The sequence below is a fragment of the Pseudomonas sp. TH06 genome, from assembly GCF_016651305.1.
Lineage (GTDB): Bacteria > Pseudomonadota > Gammaproteobacteria > Pseudomonadales > Pseudomonadaceae > Aquipseudomonas.
This window is the reverse complement of the sequence record NZ_JAEKEC010000001.1, coordinates 1,021,083-1,035,405: the sequence shown is the minus strand read 5'-3', so window position 1 is coordinate 1,035,405 and position 14,323 is coordinate 1,021,083. Positions and strand designations below refer to the sequence as shown.

Sequence of the window (14,323 nt, the reverse complement as noted above, 5' to 3'; positions counted from 1 at the left end):
AAAGAAACCCCGCTAATCAGCGGGGTTTTTTTTAATTCTACGGCCCGACCCATAACAACAATTCCCGGCAAAAAACCTTGTGCAAACGGACGAGTGCGTTAGCATCCGTCCCCGAATTGGCGCACCCGGGCTTTTTGGCCCGCCTCTGTTGGTTTTCGCGCCGCAAACGCAATGGTTTTGGGGACTTGAAGATGAAGAAGTATCTGTCGATGCTGCTGGTCGGCGTCACGGCACTGGTTGCAGTCAATGCGGCGCATGCTGGTGCCATCGATGACGCGGTCAAGCGCGGCACGTTGAAAGTCGGTATGGATCCGACCTACATGCCGTTCGAAATGACCAACAAGCGCGGCGAAATCATCGGTTTCGAAGTCGACATCCTCAAAGCCATGACCAAGGCCATGGGCGTCAAGCTGGAGCTGGTCTCCACCGGTTACGACGGCATCATCCCGGCCTTGATGACCGACAAGTTCGACATGATCGGCAGCGGCATGACCCTGACTCAGGAGCGCAACCTGCGCCTCAACTTCAGCGAACCGTTCATCGTTGTCGGCCAGACCCTGCTGATCCGCAAGGAGCTGGAAGGCACCATCAAGTCCTACAAAGACCTGAACACCGCCGACTACCGCATCACCTCCAAGCTCGGCACCACCGGCGAAATGGTCGCCAAGAAGCTGATCGCCAAAGCCAAATACCACGGCTACGACAACGAGCAAGAAGCGGTGCTCGACGTGGTCAACGGCAAGGCTGACGCCTTTATCTATGACGCGCCGTACAACGTTGTGGCAGTGAACAAGGTCGGCGCCGGCAAACTGGTGTTCCTCGACAAGCCATTCACCTACGAGCCGCTGGCCTTCGGTCTGAAGAAGGGTGACTACGACAGCCTCAACTTTATCAACAACTTCCTGCACCAGATCCACGAAGACGGCACCTACGATCGCATCCATGACAAGTGGTTCAAGAGCACCGAGTGGCTCAAGGACATGGAATAACGCCGGTCAGTCAGACCGCGTCGCCTCAATCGCGAGCAGGCTCACTCCTACAGGGGAATGCATTCCAATGTGGGAGTGAGCCTGCTCGCGATGAGGGCCTTGTAAGCAACACAAAATCCGGAACCTGCAATGAAACATAAAAAAGCCCAATGGCCCTGGCACGTGCTGACTGTGCTGGTGCTGATCGGCCTCGCCGGCGCGTTGTATTACGCGACGTCGCTGATGTCCTACGAATGGCGCTGGAACCGTGTGCCGCAGTACTTCGCCTATCAGGCCGAGGAAACCCAGCGCGCCGCCGACATTTCCACGGTCAGCGAACTGGTGCGCAAGGGCGGCAGCGCGCAAGTCACCCTGCGCAATGACGCCGGTGACGAGCAGCACCTGACCGTCGACGAAAACAGCCTGCAATTCGCTCAGGGCGACGATGTCGCGGAAGGCGACGTCGTGGGCGTGACCCGGCATTGGGCGGCAGGGCCGCTGTTGTGGGGGCTGTGGACGACGCTCTGGCTATCGGTGGTCTCCGGGATTCTGGGTCTGCTGATCGGTCTGGTCACCGGGCTGTGCCGCTTGTCGAGCAACCCGACCCTGCGTGACCTGTCGAGCATCTACGTCGAACTGGTGCGCGGTACGCCGCTGCTGGTGCAGATCTTCATTTTCTACTTCTTCATCGGCACGGTGATGAATCTGTCCCGCGAGTTCGCCGGGATCGCCGCGCTGTCGCTGTTCACCGGCGCCTACGTGGCCGAGATCATCCGTTCCGGCGTGCAATCGATTGCACGCGGCCAGAACGAAGCGGCGCGTTCGCTCGGCCTGAGTGCCGGCCAGTCGATGCGTCATGTGGTGCTGCCGCAAGCGTTCAAACGCGTGCTGCCGCCATTGGCCGGGCAGTTCATCAGTCTGGTCAAGGACACCTCGCTGGTGTCGGTGATCGCCATCACCGAACTGCTGAAAAGCGGTCGTGAAGTCATCACCACCTCGTTCTCGCCGTTCGAGATTCTGTTCTGCGTCGCCGGCCTGTACCTGTTGATCAACCTGCCGCTGTCGAAAATCGCCAGCCGACTTGAGCGGAGGCTCGCGCAAAGTGATTGAAGTCCGCGATCTGGTAAAAGTTTTCGACACTCGTGGCCAGGTGGTGCGTGCGGTGGATAACGTCAGCACGACAGTCGCCAAGGGCGAAGTGCTGGTGGTCATCGGCCCCTCCGGCTCCGGCAAGTCGACCTTCCTGCGCTGCCTCAATGGTCTGGAAGAATTCGATTCCGGCTCGGTGAGCATCGACGGCCTGCAACTGGCCGACCCGAAAACCGACGTCAACGCCTACCGCCGCGAAGTCGGCATGGTGTTCCAGCACTTCAACCTGTTCCCGCACATGACCGTGCTGGAAAACCTCTGTCTGGCGCAGAAAGTCGTGCGCAAGCGCGGCAAGAAAGAGCGCGAAGCCAAGGCCATGGAGTTGCTGAAGAAGGTCGGCATCGCACAGAAGGCCAACGAGTTTCCGTCACGCCTGTCTGGCGGACAGCAGCAGCGCGTGGCGATTGCCCGGGCGCTGGCGATGGAGCCGAAGGTCATGCTGTTCGATGAGCCGACTTCGGCGCTCGACCCGGAAATGGTCGGCGAAGTGCTGGATGTGATGAAAAATCTGGCCGTGGAAGGCATGACCATGGTCTGCGTGACCCACGAAATGGGGTTCGCTCGGGAAGTAGCGGATCGTGTGCTGTTCTTCGATCACGGCAAATTGCTCGAAGATGCCGCGCCGGCAGAGTTCTTTGATGCGCCGAAGGATCCACGGGCTCAGGCCTTCCTGCGTCAGGTCCTTTAAAAAGCAGCGGCCTGGGGGCCGCTAATCGCGAGCAGGCTCACTCCTACAGTGGTTTTGTGTTGTTGCACAAAAGGTGTAAACACCGCAAAACCTGTAGGAGTGAGCCTGCTCGCGATAGCATCACCTCGGTCCACAGCGAACCGAGGTGGATGAATCACCTCAAACCTTGAAGCGACCCACCAGCATCTGCAGATGCGTCCCCAGCCGCGCCAGCTCAACGCTAGACGCCGCTGTCTCTTCACTCGCCGCCGACGTCTGATCCGACACATCGCGCACATTCAACACGCTACGGTTGATCTCTTCAGCCACCGCACTCTGCTGCTCGGCCGCCGCCGCAATCTGCTGGTTCATCGCCTGAATCGCTGAAACCGTGCGGGTGATGCTTTCCAGCGAGCCACCGGCACGACGGGTCAGCTCGACGCTGCTATCGGTCAGGGTGCGGCTGTTGTCCATGATCGTTGCGACTTGCTGAGTGCCGTTTTGCAGGCCGACGATCAGCTCTTCAATCTCTTCGGTGGACTTCTGGGTGCGCTGGGCGAGGCTGCGCACTTCGTCGGCAACCACGGCAAAACCACGTCCGGCTTCACCGGCACGGGCGGCCTCAATGGCAGCGTTGAGGGCCAGCAGGTTGGTTTGCTGGGCTACGGACTTGATCACGTCGAGGACGCTGCCGATCTTGTCGCTTTCGCGCTTGAGCTCGCTCATGGCTTCGGTGGAGTGACCGACTTCAACGGCCAGACGTTCGATCTGCGCGATGGCTTCGCCGACCACTTTGTCGCCTTCGCGAGCTTGCTGGTCGGCGGCGACGGCGGCTTCGGACGCTTCCTCGGCGTTGCGCGCGACTTCCTGCACGGTGGCGGCCATTTCGTTCATGGCGGTGGCGACCTGGTCGGTCTCGATTTTCTGATTGTTGACCCCGGCGCTGGTCTGTTCGGTCACCGCCGACAGCTCTTCGGCAGCGCTGGCGATCTGGGTGACGCCATCGCTGATCCCGCCGATCAAGTCGCGCAGGCCTTGGGTCATGCTTTGCATCGAACGTTGCAGCTGACCGAGTTCATCGCGGCGCTGGGAGACCAGGTTGTGGGTCAGGTCACCGGCTGCGACGCGTTCGGCGACTTTCAGGGTCTGGTTCAGCGGAATGATGATCTGCCGGGTGATCGCCCAAGCCGCCAGCAGACCGAAGGCCACGGCCAGCAGAGTAGCGATGATCAGCATGTTCTTGGCGTGAGCGGCATCGGTGTCGCGCACCACGGTCTGCGATTCGGTGAGCTTTTTACTGACGTCGAGCAGGATGTCGCCCTGAGTCGACATGCGCGCCTGGGCCTTGGCATTGTTGACCTGCGAGTCGCGGAACTGAGCAACCGCCGCACGGTAGGCCTTGATCGAGTCGGTTGCCTGTTGCAGGTTGGCGATATGCTGTTCCGGCAGTTTCGATGGCAGGCTTTCGAGGTTTTTCAGGGCATTGTCGATGGCGTCCAGCGCCGGCTGCTCAGCATCGGCCTTGCCGCTGTAGGTGTAGCCGCGCACCTGATAGCGAGCCTGTTGCAGCAGTTTGCTCAGTTCGATCACGCTGTTGAATTGAGCGACGCTATCACCCTGCAGCATGGATTTTTCCACTTCTGCGACTTTCGCCACGGCGTTGTCGGCACTGGCGCCGAGCTTGCTGCGGGCGTCTTCGCGTTGCACGGTGGCTTGGGTCATGTCGGCAAAGGCGCGCTTGTATTCAGCAACGGCAGCCAGTTGCTGATCGACCATCGCCGCGTCGGACGGTTGTTCAATCAGGCTGCGCGCAGTTTGCAGACCACTGTCGAGTTTGCTCAGCAGTTCATTAACCGCGCCCGGGCCTTGTTCGCCACGGCGTGCTTCATAGTCCAGGCGCGCCAGGCGCAGGTCTTTGGTCAGCTCGTTGAGGCTGGAGATGAAACCGAGCTTGTCGCCACGGCTGATGATGCCGCTCATACCGGTCCAGCCGGTGAAGGTGATCAACAGCGTCAGCAACAGCACCAGGCCGAAACCGATTCCCAGCTTGCGTTTGACGCTGACGTTCCCAAGATTCTCGGCTAACCAACGGTACATGCGACGACTCCCCTCGGACCACTAATTGGACTTATGGGGACTGTATCGGCTGAGTGATGGCAATCTGTAACACCATTTGTCCGGCAGTCCTGAGGCTCGCTGGAATGCTGGAATGCTGGAATGCTGGAATGCTGGAATGTAGGAGCTGCCGCAGGCTGCGATCTTTTGATCTTGCTTTAACAAGACAACATCAAGAGATCGCAGCCTGCGGCAGCTCCTACAGGGGATCGGTGTGACGCTTAGAAGAGGCGGGCGAGCAGGGCGGTAACGGCGGTTTCGACGCGCAGGATGCGATCGCCCAGTTGCACCGGTTGCAGGCCGGACTTGGCCAGCAGGTCGATTTCGTAAGGGATCCAGCCACCCTCCGGGCCGATGGCCAGAGTCACCGGTTCGCTGAGTGCACGCGGGCAGGGCGGATAGTTACCGGGATGGCCGACGAGGCCAAGGGTGCCTTCGGTAATCGCCGGCAGCCGATCTTCGACAAACGGCTTGAAGCGCTTCTCGATGACGACTTCCGGCAGCACGGTATCCCGGGCCTGTTCCAGACCGAGGATCAAATTTTCGCGAATCGCGTCAGGCTCAAGAAACGGTGTCTGCCAAAAACTCTTCTCGACCCGGTAGCTGTTGACCAGAATCACCTTCGAAACGCCCATGGTCGCCACGGTCTGAAAGATCCGACGGAGCATTTTCGGACGCGGCAGGGCCAGCACCAGGGTCAACGGCAGTTTGGCCGGCGGTGGCTGATCGAGGCTGACGCGCAGTTCAGCCTCACCCGCCTCCAGCCGCAACAACTCAGCCGAGCCCATCAGCCCGTTGATCCGGCCAACGCGCAGGCTGTCACCGACTTCCGAACGGTGAACTTCCTGCATGTGGGTCAGACGACGATCACGCAAGACCACGCGGTCAGCCGCAATGAAATCGGCCTCTTCGAGCAACAGCAGGTTCATGCCTGGGTCGCTGGCGGCTGGTCGTTGTGATCGTCGGCGGTTTCGTCCGGGCGTTCGCGTTTGCTGATCAGGCCACCGAACAGAATGCCGATTTCAAACAGCATCCACATCGGCACAGCCAGCAGCGTCTGCGAAAAGATGTCCGGCGGCGTCAGGATCATGCCGACCACGAAGCAGCCGATGATTACGTACGGGCGGATTTTCTTCAGGTATTTGACGTCGACCACGCCGATCCATACCAGCAGCACTACGGCCACCGGGATTTCAAACGCCACGCCGAAGGCGAAGAACAGCGTCATGACGAAATCGAGGTAGCTGGCGATGTCGGTCATCATTTCCACGCCGGCCGGGGTGGCGGCGGCGAAGAACTTGAAGATCAGCGGGAACACGAAGTAATAAGCGAATGCCATGCCGGTGTAGAACAGCAGGATGCTGGAGACCAGCAACGGCACAGCGATGCGCTTCTCATGCTTGTACAGGCCAGGCGCAATGAAGCCCCAGATCTGATGCAGGATCACCGGAATCGCAAGGAACAGCGAGACCATCATCGTCAGTTTCAGCGGCGTCAGGAACGGCGACGACACGTCGGTGGCGATCATCGTTGCGCCGACCGGCAGGTACTGGCGCAGCGGCGTCGAGACGAAGGTGTAGATCTGCTGGGTGAAGGCGAACAGCCCGGCGAAGATGATGAAGATCGCCGCCACGCAACGCAGCAGACGGGTGCGCAACTCGGTGAGGTGCGAAACCAGCGGCATGTGCTGGTCGTTTTCGGGGAGGCTAGGGCCTGTCATCGGTCATTTCCTGTGTCGCGCCGAGCCCGTATTTGCGCAGGGCAAGGCACGAGGCGCGTAGTTTGGCGTTTCAAATAAGCAACGAGTAACGCAGCCCTGCGCAAATACGGGCCGGCCCTTCGGGTTGTGCCTGAAAGCGGGCCAGGCTGCGTTGTAGTCCTTGGAAAGGTAAAACACATTCCCTTCGGACTACGCCTTGCCTGGCCCGCTTTCAGGCGACAACGCGACACAGGAAATGACCGATGACAGGCCCTTGTCATGGGGCTCGCGGCGGCAAAGTGGTGTCGTGAGGCGCTGGTGTGATCGGCGCGGCGTTGGGCGCAACGTGTTCAACCGAAGCTTCTGCGGCAACGGGCACAGGTTCTGTCGGCGCTACAACGGCAGCAGGTGCTGGTGTTGGCGCTGGTGCAGGTGCAGCAGGTGCAGCAGGCGCGGTTGGCGCATGAATCGTCTGCTGTCCGACATGTTCAACTTCAACCGGCGTCGGCTCCTGCTGAACCGGCTGGAAAATCTTCCGCGCCTCTTGCTCCAGCGACAGAATGTGCTCGTTGTGCAGTTGCCGACGAATCTCGTCGGCACCGATTTCACGTTCAACTTCCTGTTTGATCGCGTTGAAGCTGCGCTTCAGCCGACCGACCCACAGGCCAGCAGTGCGCGCAGCGCCCGGCAGACGCTCGGGGCCGAGCACCAGCAAGGCAACGAGGCCGACGAGCAGCAGTTCAGAGAAGCTGATACCAAACATTAGTCAGTGCTCACACGTCTTTGCGGATCGGCTCTTCGACTTTCTGCGCCTGCACGTCGATGGTGTGCGGCGGGTTGGCCTGAGCGGTGGCTTGCGGCTGTACCGGTGGCACCGGTTGCGCAGGCGTCACGGTTGGATCAGCGGCGGATTTCTCGTCGTCGTTCATGGCTTTGCGAAAGCCCTTGATCGATTCGCCGACGTCGGTGCCGAGGTTTTTCAGTTTCTTGGTGCCGAACACCAGCACCACGACAACCAGAATGACGATCCAGTGTTTCCAGTCAAAAATGCCCATGTTGCTGTTCCTCTCTAAAAATTGTTCAGGCGGACGGACGCGAGGCTTTCTCGACGTGTCCGGACAGGCCGAAGCGACGATCCAGTTCATCCAGCACGGCCTGCGGATGCTGCCCCAGTTGGGCGAGCATGACCATGCTGTGGAACCACAGGTCGGCGGTCTCGTAGATCACGTCGCTGCAGTCGCCGCTGATGGCGGCGTCCTTGGCGGCAATAATGGTTTCGACCGACTCTTCGCCGACTTTCTCCAGAATCTTGTTCAAGCCCTTGTGATACAGACTAGCTACATATGAGCTGTCGGCAGCAGCGCCCTTGCGCTCTTCAAGCACCTGAGCGAGGCGGGTCAGGGTGTCACTCATGTTTGTGTCCTGCGGAGTAGATTGCGTGCGGGTCTTTCAAAACCGGATCGACGGTTTTCCAGTCGCCGTTTTCGAAGACACGGTAAAAGCAGCTTTGACGGCCGGTATGGCAAGCGATGTCGCCGATCTGTTCAACCATCAGGATGATCACGTCGGCGTCACAGTCCAGACGCATTTCATGCAGGGTCTGCACATGGCCGGACTCTTCGCCCTTGCGCCACAGCTTGCCACGGGAACGTGACCAGTAGATTGCACGGTTTTCCGCGGCGGTCAGTTCGAGCGCTTCGCGGTTCATCCAGGCCATCATCAGCACGCGTCCGGTCTTGTGATCCTGGGCAATCGCCGGCACCAGGCCATCAGCGTCCCACTTGATCTCGTCCAGCCAGTTTTTCATCTTCGACTCCGACAGCGAACCCACACTTCAATAGTCGGGTTCAGGCGTTGAAACAGTGTGCCAGCCGATCACGGAACTGGCTATCGGCGAACGACCAGATACAAGCCGACTGCCACCATGATTCCCGCCGGCCAATGCCCCAATTCATGCATCGGGCCACCGGCGGCGAGGATCGTGCCGCCCGCCAGATGGGCGCTGCCGAGCAGGCGCAGGAACCAGTCGTCCTTGCGTTTGTGCCATGGTGGTGGCGGGTCGTTGGCGTGCGGTTGGGACATGCGTTCGAGCAGGTCACGGGCCATGTTGGCCAGATGCGGAATCTGTTCGAACTGGCTCTGTACGTTGCCGAGCAAGGCTTTCGGGCTGACGCGCTCGCGCATCCAGCGTTCGAGGAACGGCTGCGCGGTGTTCCACAGATCCAGATCCGGATAGAGCTGACGACCGAGACCTTCGATGTTCAACAAGGTCTTTTGCAGCAGCACCAGTTGCGGCTGCACTTCCATGTTGAAGCGTCGTGCGGTCTGGAACAGGCGCATCAGCACCTGGCCAAATGAAATATCTTTTAACGGTTTTTCGAAGATCGGCTCGCAGACGGTGCGGATCGCCGCTTCGAATTCGTTGAGCTTGGTCTCTGCCGGCACCCAGCCCGAGTCGATGTGCAACTGCGCCACGCGACGGTAGTCACGCTTGAAGAAAGCGAACAGGTTGCGCGCCAGATAATCCTGATCTTCCGGGGTCAGGCTGCCGACGATGCCGCAGTCGATCGCGATGTACTGCGGGCTCCACGGGTTGACGGTGCTGACGAAGATATTGCCCGGGTGCATGTCGGCGTGGAAGAAACTGTCGCGGAACACCTGGGTGAAGAAGATCTCCACGCCGCGCTCGGCGAGCATTTTCATGTCGGTGCGCTGGTCGGCGAGGGTCGCCAGATCCGTTACCTGAATCCCGTAGATGCGCTCCATCACCAGCACTTTCGGCCGGCACCAGTCCCAATAGACTTGCGGCACGTAGAGCAGCGGCGAACCTTCGAAGTTGCGCTTCAACTGGCTGGCATTCGCCGCCTCGCGCAGCAGGTCGAGTTCGTCGTAGATGGTTTTTTCGTAGTCCTGAACCACGTCCACCGGGTGCAGCAGGCGGGCGTCGGCCGAGACTTTTTCGGCGGCGCGGGCGAGGATGAACAGCCACGCCAGATCCTGGGCGATGATCGGCTTCAGACCCGGGCGGATTACCTTCACCACGACTTCTTCACCGCTTTTCAGCTGCGCGGCATGCACCTGCGCGACCGAGGCCGAGGCCAGTGGTTCAACGTCGAAACGGCTGAACACGTCGCTGATCTTCTTGCCCAGCTGCTCTTCGATCAGCTTGATCGAGAGCTGCGAATCGAACGGCGGCACGCGATCCTGCAAGCGCATCAGCTCATCGGCAATGTCTTCCGGCAGCAGGTCACGGCGAGTTGAGAGGATCTGCCCGAACTTGATGAAAATCGGCCCGAGATCCTGCAACGCCAGGCGCAAACGCGCGCCACGGGCCAGCTCCAGCGGCTTGCGCGGAAACCAGCGCCATGGCAGCACGTAACGCAGCGCCAGCAGAAACCAGGGCAGCGGCAGATCGAACAGCAGATCATCGAGACGGTAACGGATCACGACGCGCTGGATGCGCAACAGACGGCGGACGGCAAGCAGCTTCATGCGTTATCGCTTGGGTCGAGGGATCGGGAAAGGCGCTCGAAACGCGCCTCGAGGCGTTCCAGATCAAGTTTGATCCGGTCCAGTTCGCTGAACCGCGCTTCGGCTTCGCGCTGCCCGACGAGGGTGCGCGATTCTTCGGCGAGGTATTCGGCGAGATTCTGGTTGAGGCTGGCAAATCCTTGTTGATACCAGCGGGCGCGGCTGCGCAGGTGGCCACCGACCAGTTGCGTGGCGACCGGGCCGAGCCAGCGCGAGAGTTCGTACTCCCAATCCAGCTCGAGATCCTGCAGCACGCCGGCCAGTTCCAGCAGCACGCCGCTGTCGCCATCAAGCTCGACTTCCGGGGCGTGCAGCACCGCCGTCTTGTCCTTGCTCACGGCCAGTTTGATCAGGCTGGAAGCCGGCGCACGCAAGGTGCAGTCGACACCGGTTTCCCAGTGCGAAGCCAGCATCAGGCCTTCATCGCTCGGCAGGATGAACAGTTGCAACGCCGGGTTGCGGCAATCCACGGCAATCACCTTGCCGGTCAGATGCGCCAGCCGCGGCAGCGCCGTGCTGTCGAGACGCAGCACCCGGTTCAGCCCGAGTTCGACGCTGGCGAGCAGCCCGGTGAGCAACATCAGGGCTTGATGCCGCGGTGCAGGGCGACGATGCCTGCGGTCATGTTGTGATAGGTCACGCGGTCGAAACCAGCGTCGACCATCATCGACTTCAGGGTTTCCTGATTCGGGTGCATGCGGATCGATTCGGCCAGGTAGCGATAGCTTTCCGAGTCGTTGGTGATCAGCTTGCCCATCAGCGGCATGAAAGCGAACGAGTAGGCGTCGTAGGCTTTCGACATCAGTGCGTTGGTCGGCTTGGAGAACTCCAGCACCAGCAGACGACCGCCGGGCTTGAGCACGCGCAGCATCGAGCGCAGCGCGTCTTCCTTGTGCGTCACGTTGCGCAGGCCGAAGGCGATGGTCACGCAGTCGAAGTGGTTGTCCGGGAACGGCAGTTTTTCCGCGTCCGCCTGAACGAATTCAACGTTGCCCGACACACCCAGATCCAGCAGGCGGTCACGACCGACCTTGAGCATCGATTCGTTGATGTCGGCCAATACGACCTGACCGGTAGGGCCAACCAGGTGCGAAAACTTTTTGGTCAGGTCGCCAGTGCCACCGGCAATATCCAGTACGCGGTTACCGCTGCGCACGCCCGACAGTTCGATCGCAAAACGCTTCCACAGACGGTGCATGCCGCCCGACAGAAGGTCGTTCATCAGGTCGTACTTGGCGGCTACCGAGTGGAAAACCTCAGCGACTTTTTCCGCTTTCTGGCTTTCCGGAACGTTTTTGAAGCCGAAGTGAGTGGTGGGTTCGGCATCGCTGCCTTTGCGCTGATCAGTCATATCGCTGTCACCAAAAGAGAATGCGCGACATTCTAATCCCCAAGCCATGCTTTGTCTTGGAATGGCTAAAGGTAAGATGGGCAACCTTCGGGACGATTTGCCGCAGATGCGGTCAAGATTTACCGACAAGCATTCATCGTCATCTTCAAAAAACAGGAGTCATTCAATGGCCAAAATCAGTGTTGAGCGTGCGCACAGCCTGGGCAAGGAAGCCGCCCGCGAGAAGGCCGACAAACTGGCGCAGAAACTCTCCGAGCAATATGGTCTGGAGCCGCAGTGGTCGGGCGACACCCTGAACCTCAAGCGCTCGGGCGTGAAGGGTGCGGTGCACGTGGCGGAAGACTCGATCAAGGTCGACGTGGAACTGGGCCTGATGATGTCGGCCATGAGCGGCATGATCAAAGCCGAGATCGAGAAGGCACTCGACAAAGCGCTGGTCTGAAACACGATCCCCTGTAGGAGTGAGCCTGCTCGCGATAGCGGTCTGTCAGTCAAATTTCTTTGAATGACAGACCGCTATCGCGAGCAGGCTCACTCCTACATTTTTTTGCGCTGCACCCGGGCTTTTATGTCAGTTGTTAGGGTGCCGTTTCTAATTTTTCTGCCTACTTTGTGCCTGAGCCCGACAAACCTGCGGGCAGTTCCTCAAACCTTCTGCGCGTGAGGTGCACCATGGCCAAAGTTATTTTGAAGAAAAAAATCGACGCTTCGACTTCTGCTCTGAGCGACGTCAAATCCTATGCCCGCAAGATCTGGCTGGCAGGCCTGGGTGCCTACGCCAAGGTCGGCCAAGAGGGCAGCGAGTACTTTCAAGAGTTGATCAAGGCTGGTCAAACTGTTGAAAAGAAAGGCAAAAAAGTAGTTACCGAAAAACTCGAAGCGGCCAACGCCGAGATCGACGATGCCAAGAGCGAAGTCAGTTCTTTCAAAGGTCGTGTCGAAGTTCAGCTCGACAAGGTCGAGAAGGCGTTCGACTCCCGTGTAGCAAGCGCCTTGAATCGTATCGGCATTCCGTCTAAACATGACGTTGAGACACTCTCTGCTAAGCTCGATGAGCTGACGGCATTGCTCGAACGCGTCGCGCGTAAATCTTAAGGAGAACGGGATGGCTGGTAAAAAGAACACCGATAAAGAAGGCAGCTCGTGGATTGGGAAGGTCGAAGACTACTCCCGTAAAATCTGGCTGGCTGGTTTAGGCGTGTACTCGAAGATCGACACTGACGGCAGCAAGCTCTTCGATACATTGGTCAAAGACGGCGAGAAAGCCGAGAAGCTCACCAAGTCCGCAGTCGGCAAAAAAGTCGATGCCGCCAAGGATTCCGCTTCTTCGGCCAAATCGCGCATCAGCGGCGTGAAAGATCGCGCACTGGGCAAGTGGGACGAGCTGGAAGGGGCTTTCGACAAGCGCCTGAACAGCGCGATTTCGCGCCTGGGCGTACCGAGCCGCAACGAAGTGAAAGCTCTGCACAGCAAGGTAGAAAACCTGACCAAGCAGATCGAAAAACTGACTGGCGAGAAGACCCGTCCGGTAGCGGCGAAAGCTGCTGCGGCAAAACCGGCAGCGAAAACTGCAGCGGCTAAACCAGCGGCGAAAACCGCGGCCAAGCCATTGGTAAAAGCGGCAGCTAAACCTGCAGCGAAAGCAGCCGCCAAGCCCGCAGCCAAAACTGCCGCTGCCAAGCCTGCCGCCAAAGCAGCGGCCAAACCGGTCGCCGCCAAAGCCGCAGCCAAACCTGCTGCCAAAACTGCAGCGAAGCCAGCTGCAAAACCAGCCGCCAAGCCAGCAGCGAAAACCGCTGCCGCCAAACCGGCTGCCAAGCCAGCGGCCAAACCCGCTGCGGCGAAAAAACCGGCAGCGAAAAAACCGGCCGCGCCGAAACCGGCAGCACCTGCCGCCGTCAAACCTGCCACTGCGGCAGCTCCGGTCAGCACGTCGAACTCCGCCGCTGCACCGACTCCGGCGGCGACCCCGACTGCTGCATCGACGCCGTCGACGCCAACCAGTCAGTCCTGATTTTTTCAGGGCAAAACAAAACGTCCGGCCTGTGAAGGTCGGGCGTTTTTGTTTGTGCAGATAATCTCAAACCACTGCGAATCCCTGTAGGAGTGAGCCTGCTCGCGATAGCTGTCTATCCGTCAAAAGGGTGTCGACTGACAGATCGCTATCGAGAGCAGGCTCACTCCTACAGGGTATGGGTTGGCTCAGATTATTCGTGATCTTCGAGGTACTGCAGGGCCATCCGCTCGGTCGCCACTTTCACCGATGGCAACAGATGCGGTGCCACCAGCATCATGATCTGATAAACCACCAACCGAACCTCACCCTCACGATCCAGAATCCGCTGATAGTCCAGTGAAAACAGCAAGGTCATGGTGATCTGCTCCACCAGTTGCCCCAGCGCCTGGGTATCACTGACCAACTGCCCCGACGCCTTCAACCGCGCCAGCAAAGACGCCAGCGTGCGCTTTAGCGCGTTGAGCAAATGACGAATCCCTTTCGCCAGTTTCGGCAGCCGTCCGGCCAGGTTCGACAGGTCCTGAAACAGGAACCGGTACTGCGCCAGTCGCTCGACGATCAAATGCAAAAACAGCCAGTAATCCTCCGGTGCCAGTTCAACATCCGAGGGCGGATCGAGCAGCGGTGCCAGTTCATTCTGGAAGCGCTCGAACAAGCCGAGTATCAGCGGCTCCTTGCCGTGGAAGTGGTAGTAGAGGTTGCCGGGGCTGATCCCCATTTCGTTGGCCACCTCCATGGTGGAGACGTTCGGCTCGCCCTTTTCGTTGAACAGTTGCAGAGCACATTCGAGAATCCGGTCGCGGGTTTTCATCCAGTCTTCTTAGAA

Annotated in this window: 17 protein-coding genes; 6 read left to right on the top strand and 11 right to left on the bottom strand. The window is 59.5% G+C overall.

The window, feature by feature from the left end; genetic code table 11:
* Nucleotides 1-191 precede the first annotated feature (191 nt).
* The 3 genes from JFT86_RS04535 (at nt 192) to JFT86_RS04525 (ending at nt 2,805) form a co-directional block, all read left to right on the top strand.
* On the top strand, nt 192-989 hold the full coding sequence (locus tag JFT86_RS04535; RefSeq protein ID WP_095667758.1) for a transporter substrate-binding domain-containing protein: 798 nt from the start codon (nt 192-194) through the stop codon (nt 987-989).
* Nucleotides 990-1,118: 129 nt separating this feature from the next.
* Nucleotides 1,119-2,078: an amino acid ABC transporter permease gene (locus JFT86_RS04530; protein WP_103304232.1), complete on the top strand. Its 960-nt coding sequence runs from the start codon at nt 1,119-1,121 to the stop codon at nt 2,076-2,078.
* Nucleotides 2,071-2,805 (top strand): amino acid ABC transporter ATP-binding protein, encoded by a 735-nt coding sequence (locus JFT86_RS04525; protein ID WP_064388890.1) that lies wholly within the window; start codon nt 2,071-2,073, stop codon nt 2,803-2,805. Before JFT86_RS04530 ends, JFT86_RS04525 begins: the two co-directional genes overlap by 8 nt.
* 159 nt (nt 2,806-2,964) lie before the next feature.
* Here the strand turns inward: JFT86_RS04525 and JFT86_RS04520 are convergent, their stop codons facing one another.
* From JFT86_RS04520 to ubiE, 10 genes are all read right to left on the bottom strand, one after another.
* Nucleotides 2,965-4,881 carry a methyl-accepting chemotaxis protein gene (locus JFT86_RS04520; RefSeq protein WP_201235910.1) on the bottom strand — a complete coding sequence of 639 codons (1,917 nt, stop codon included), beginning with the start codon at nt 4,879-4,881 and terminating at the stop codon, nt 2,965-2,967.
* A gap of 239 nt (nt 4,882-5,120) precedes the next feature.
* Nucleotides 5,121-5,828 carry a 16S rRNA (uracil(1498)-N(3))-methyltransferase gene (locus tag JFT86_RS04515; protein WP_201235909.1) on the bottom strand — a complete coding sequence of 236 codons (708 nt, stop codon included), beginning with the start codon at nt 5,826-5,828 and terminating at the stop codon, nt 5,121-5,123.
* Nucleotides 5,825-6,619 carry a twin-arginine translocase subunit TatC gene (tatC, locus tag JFT86_RS04510; RefSeq protein ID WP_201235908.1) on the bottom strand — a complete coding sequence of 265 codons (795 nt, stop codon included), beginning with the start codon at nt 6,617-6,619 and terminating at the stop codon, nt 5,825-5,827. The genes JFT86_RS04515 and tatC overlap by 4 nt, the downstream gene beginning before the upstream one ends.
* 256 nt (nt 6,620-6,875) lie before the next feature.
* Nucleotides 6,876-7,361: a Sec-independent protein translocase protein TatB gene (tatB, locus tag JFT86_RS04505; RefSeq protein ID WP_201235907.1), complete on the bottom strand. Its 486-nt coding sequence runs from the start codon at nt 7,359-7,361 to the stop codon at nt 6,876-6,878.
* A gap of 10 nt (nt 7,362-7,371) precedes the next feature.
* Nucleotides 7,372-7,653 (bottom strand): twin-arginine translocase TatA/TatE family subunit, encoded by a 282-nt coding sequence (locus tag JFT86_RS04500; RefSeq protein ID WP_201235906.1) that lies wholly within the window; start codon nt 7,651-7,653, stop codon nt 7,372-7,374.
* A gap of 25 nt (nt 7,654-7,678) precedes the next feature.
* Complete coding sequence (locus JFT86_RS04495) at nt 7,679-8,011, bottom strand: phosphoribosyl-ATP diphosphatase (protein ID WP_003220849.1); 333 nt, start codon at nt 8,009-8,011, stop codon at nt 7,679-7,681.
* Nucleotides 8,004-8,405 (bottom strand): phosphoribosyl-AMP cyclohydrolase, encoded by a 402-nt coding sequence (hisI, locus tag JFT86_RS04490; RefSeq protein ID WP_007909357.1) that lies wholly within the window; start codon nt 8,403-8,405, stop codon nt 8,004-8,006. The genes JFT86_RS04495 and hisI overlap by 8 nt, the downstream gene beginning before the upstream one ends.
* 80 nt (nt 8,406-8,485) lie before the next feature.
* A complete protein-coding gene (gene ubiB / locus JFT86_RS04485; RefSeq protein WP_201235905.1) occupies nt 8,486-10,090 on the bottom strand; it encodes a ubiquinone biosynthesis regulatory protein kinase UbiB in 1,605 nt (534 codons plus the stop codon).
* Complete coding sequence (locus JFT86_RS04480) at nt 10,087-10,710, bottom strand: SCP2 domain-containing protein (RefSeq protein WP_201235904.1); 624 nt, start codon at nt 10,708-10,710, stop codon at nt 10,087-10,089. Before JFT86_RS04480 ends, ubiB begins: the two co-directional genes overlap by 4 nt.
* Nucleotides 10,710-11,480, bottom strand: a complete 771-nt coding sequence (gene ubiE / locus JFT86_RS04475) for a bifunctional demethylmenaquinone methyltransferase/2-methoxy-6-polyprenyl-1,4-benzoquinol methylase UbiE (protein ID WP_003220857.1) — start codon at nt 11,478-11,480, stop codon at nt 10,710-10,712. The genes JFT86_RS04480 and ubiE overlap by 1 nt, the downstream gene beginning before the upstream one ends.
* A gap of 166 nt (nt 11,481-11,646) precedes the next feature.
* On the opposite strand from ubiE, the gene JFT86_RS04470 reads away from it, so the two are divergent.
* From JFT86_RS04470 to JFT86_RS04460, 3 genes are all read left to right on the top strand, one after another.
* Nucleotides 11,647-11,922 carry a polyhydroxyalkanoic acid system family protein gene (locus JFT86_RS04470; RefSeq protein ID WP_201235903.1) on the top strand — a complete coding sequence of 92 codons (276 nt, stop codon included), beginning with the start codon at nt 11,647-11,649 and terminating at the stop codon, nt 11,920-11,922.
* Between the two features lie 230 nt (nt 11,923-12,152).
* A complete protein-coding gene (locus JFT86_RS04465) occupies nt 12,153-12,575 on the top strand; it encodes a phasin family protein (protein WP_201235902.1) in 423 nt (140 codons plus the stop codon).
* A 10-nt stretch (nt 12,576-12,585) separates the two neighbouring features.
* Complete coding sequence (locus JFT86_RS04460) at nt 12,586-13,494, top strand: phasin family protein (protein ID WP_201235901.1); 909 nt, start codon at nt 12,586-12,588, stop codon at nt 13,492-13,494.
* Between the two features lie 193 nt (nt 13,495-13,687).
* On the opposite strand, the gene JFT86_RS04455 is transcribed toward JFT86_RS04460, so the two are convergent.
* On the bottom strand, nt 13,688-14,308 hold the full coding sequence (locus JFT86_RS04455; RefSeq protein ID WP_201235900.1) for a TetR/AcrR family transcriptional regulator: 621 nt from the start codon (nt 14,306-14,308) through the stop codon (nt 13,688-13,690).
* Between the last annotated feature and the right edge of the window lie 15 nt (nt 14,309-14,323).

Excerpts from the sequence above, each read along its gene's own strand:
- JFT86_RS04455 (WP_201235900.1), bottom strand. The coding sequence starts at position 14,308 with ATGAAAACCCGCGACCGGATTCTCGAATGTGCTCTGCAACTGTTCAAC.
- JFT86_RS04470 (WP_201235903.1), top strand. The coding sequence starts at position 11,647 with ATGGCCAAAATCAGTGTTGAGCGTGCGCACAGCCTGGGCAAGGAAGCC.
- tatB (WP_201235907.1), bottom strand. The coding sequence starts at position 7,361 with ATGTTTGGTATCAGCTTCTCTGAACTGCTGCTCGTCGGCCTCGTTGCC.
- JFT86_RS04460 (WP_201235901.1), top strand. The coding sequence starts at position 12,586 with ATGGCTGGTAAAAAGAACACCGATAAAGAAGGCAGCTCGTGGATTGGG.
- JFT86_RS04500 (WP_201235906.1), bottom strand. The coding sequence starts at position 7,653 with ATGGGCATTTTTGACTGGAAACACTGGATCGTCATTCTGGTTGTCGTG.
- JFT86_RS04535 (WP_095667758.1), top strand. The coding sequence starts at position 192 with ATGAAGAAGTATCTGTCGATGCTGCTGGTCGGCGTCACGGCACTGGTT.
- ubiE (WP_003220857.1), bottom strand. The coding sequence starts at position 11,480 with ATGACTGATCAGCGCAAAGGCAGCGATGCCGAACCCACCACTCACTTC.
- hisI (WP_007909357.1), bottom strand. The coding sequence starts at position 8,405 with ATGAAAAACTGGCTGGACGAGATCAAGTGGGACGCTGATGGCCTGGTG.
- ubiB (WP_201235905.1), bottom strand. The coding sequence starts at position 10,090 with ATGAAGCTGCTTGCCGTCCGCCGTCTGTTGCGCATCCAGCGCGTCGTG.
- tatC (WP_201235908.1), bottom strand. The coding sequence starts at position 6,619 with ATGACAGGCCCTAGCCTCCCCGAAAACGACCAGCACATGCCGCTGGTT.
- JFT86_RS04480 (WP_201235904.1), bottom strand. The coding sequence starts at position 10,710 with ATGTTGCTCACCGGGCTGCTCGCCAGCGTCGAACTCGGGCTGAACCGG.
- JFT86_RS04515 (WP_201235909.1), bottom strand. The coding sequence starts at position 5,828 with ATGAACCTGCTGTTGCTCGAAGAGGCCGATTTCATTGCGGCTGACCGC.
- JFT86_RS04495 (WP_003220849.1), bottom strand. The coding sequence starts at position 8,011 with ATGAGTGACACCCTGACCCGCCTCGCTCAGGTGCTTGAAGAGCGCAAG.
- JFT86_RS04520 (WP_201235910.1), bottom strand. The coding sequence starts at position 4,881 with ATGTACCGTTGGTTAGCCGAGAATCTTGGGAACGTCAGCGTCAAACGC.
- JFT86_RS04530 (WP_103304232.1), top strand. The coding sequence starts at position 1,119 with ATGAAACATAAAAAAGCCCAATGGCCCTGGCACGTGCTGACTGTGCTG.
- JFT86_RS04465 (WP_201235902.1), top strand. The coding sequence starts at position 12,153 with ATGGCCAAAGTTATTTTGAAGAAAAAAATCGACGCTTCGACTTCTGCT.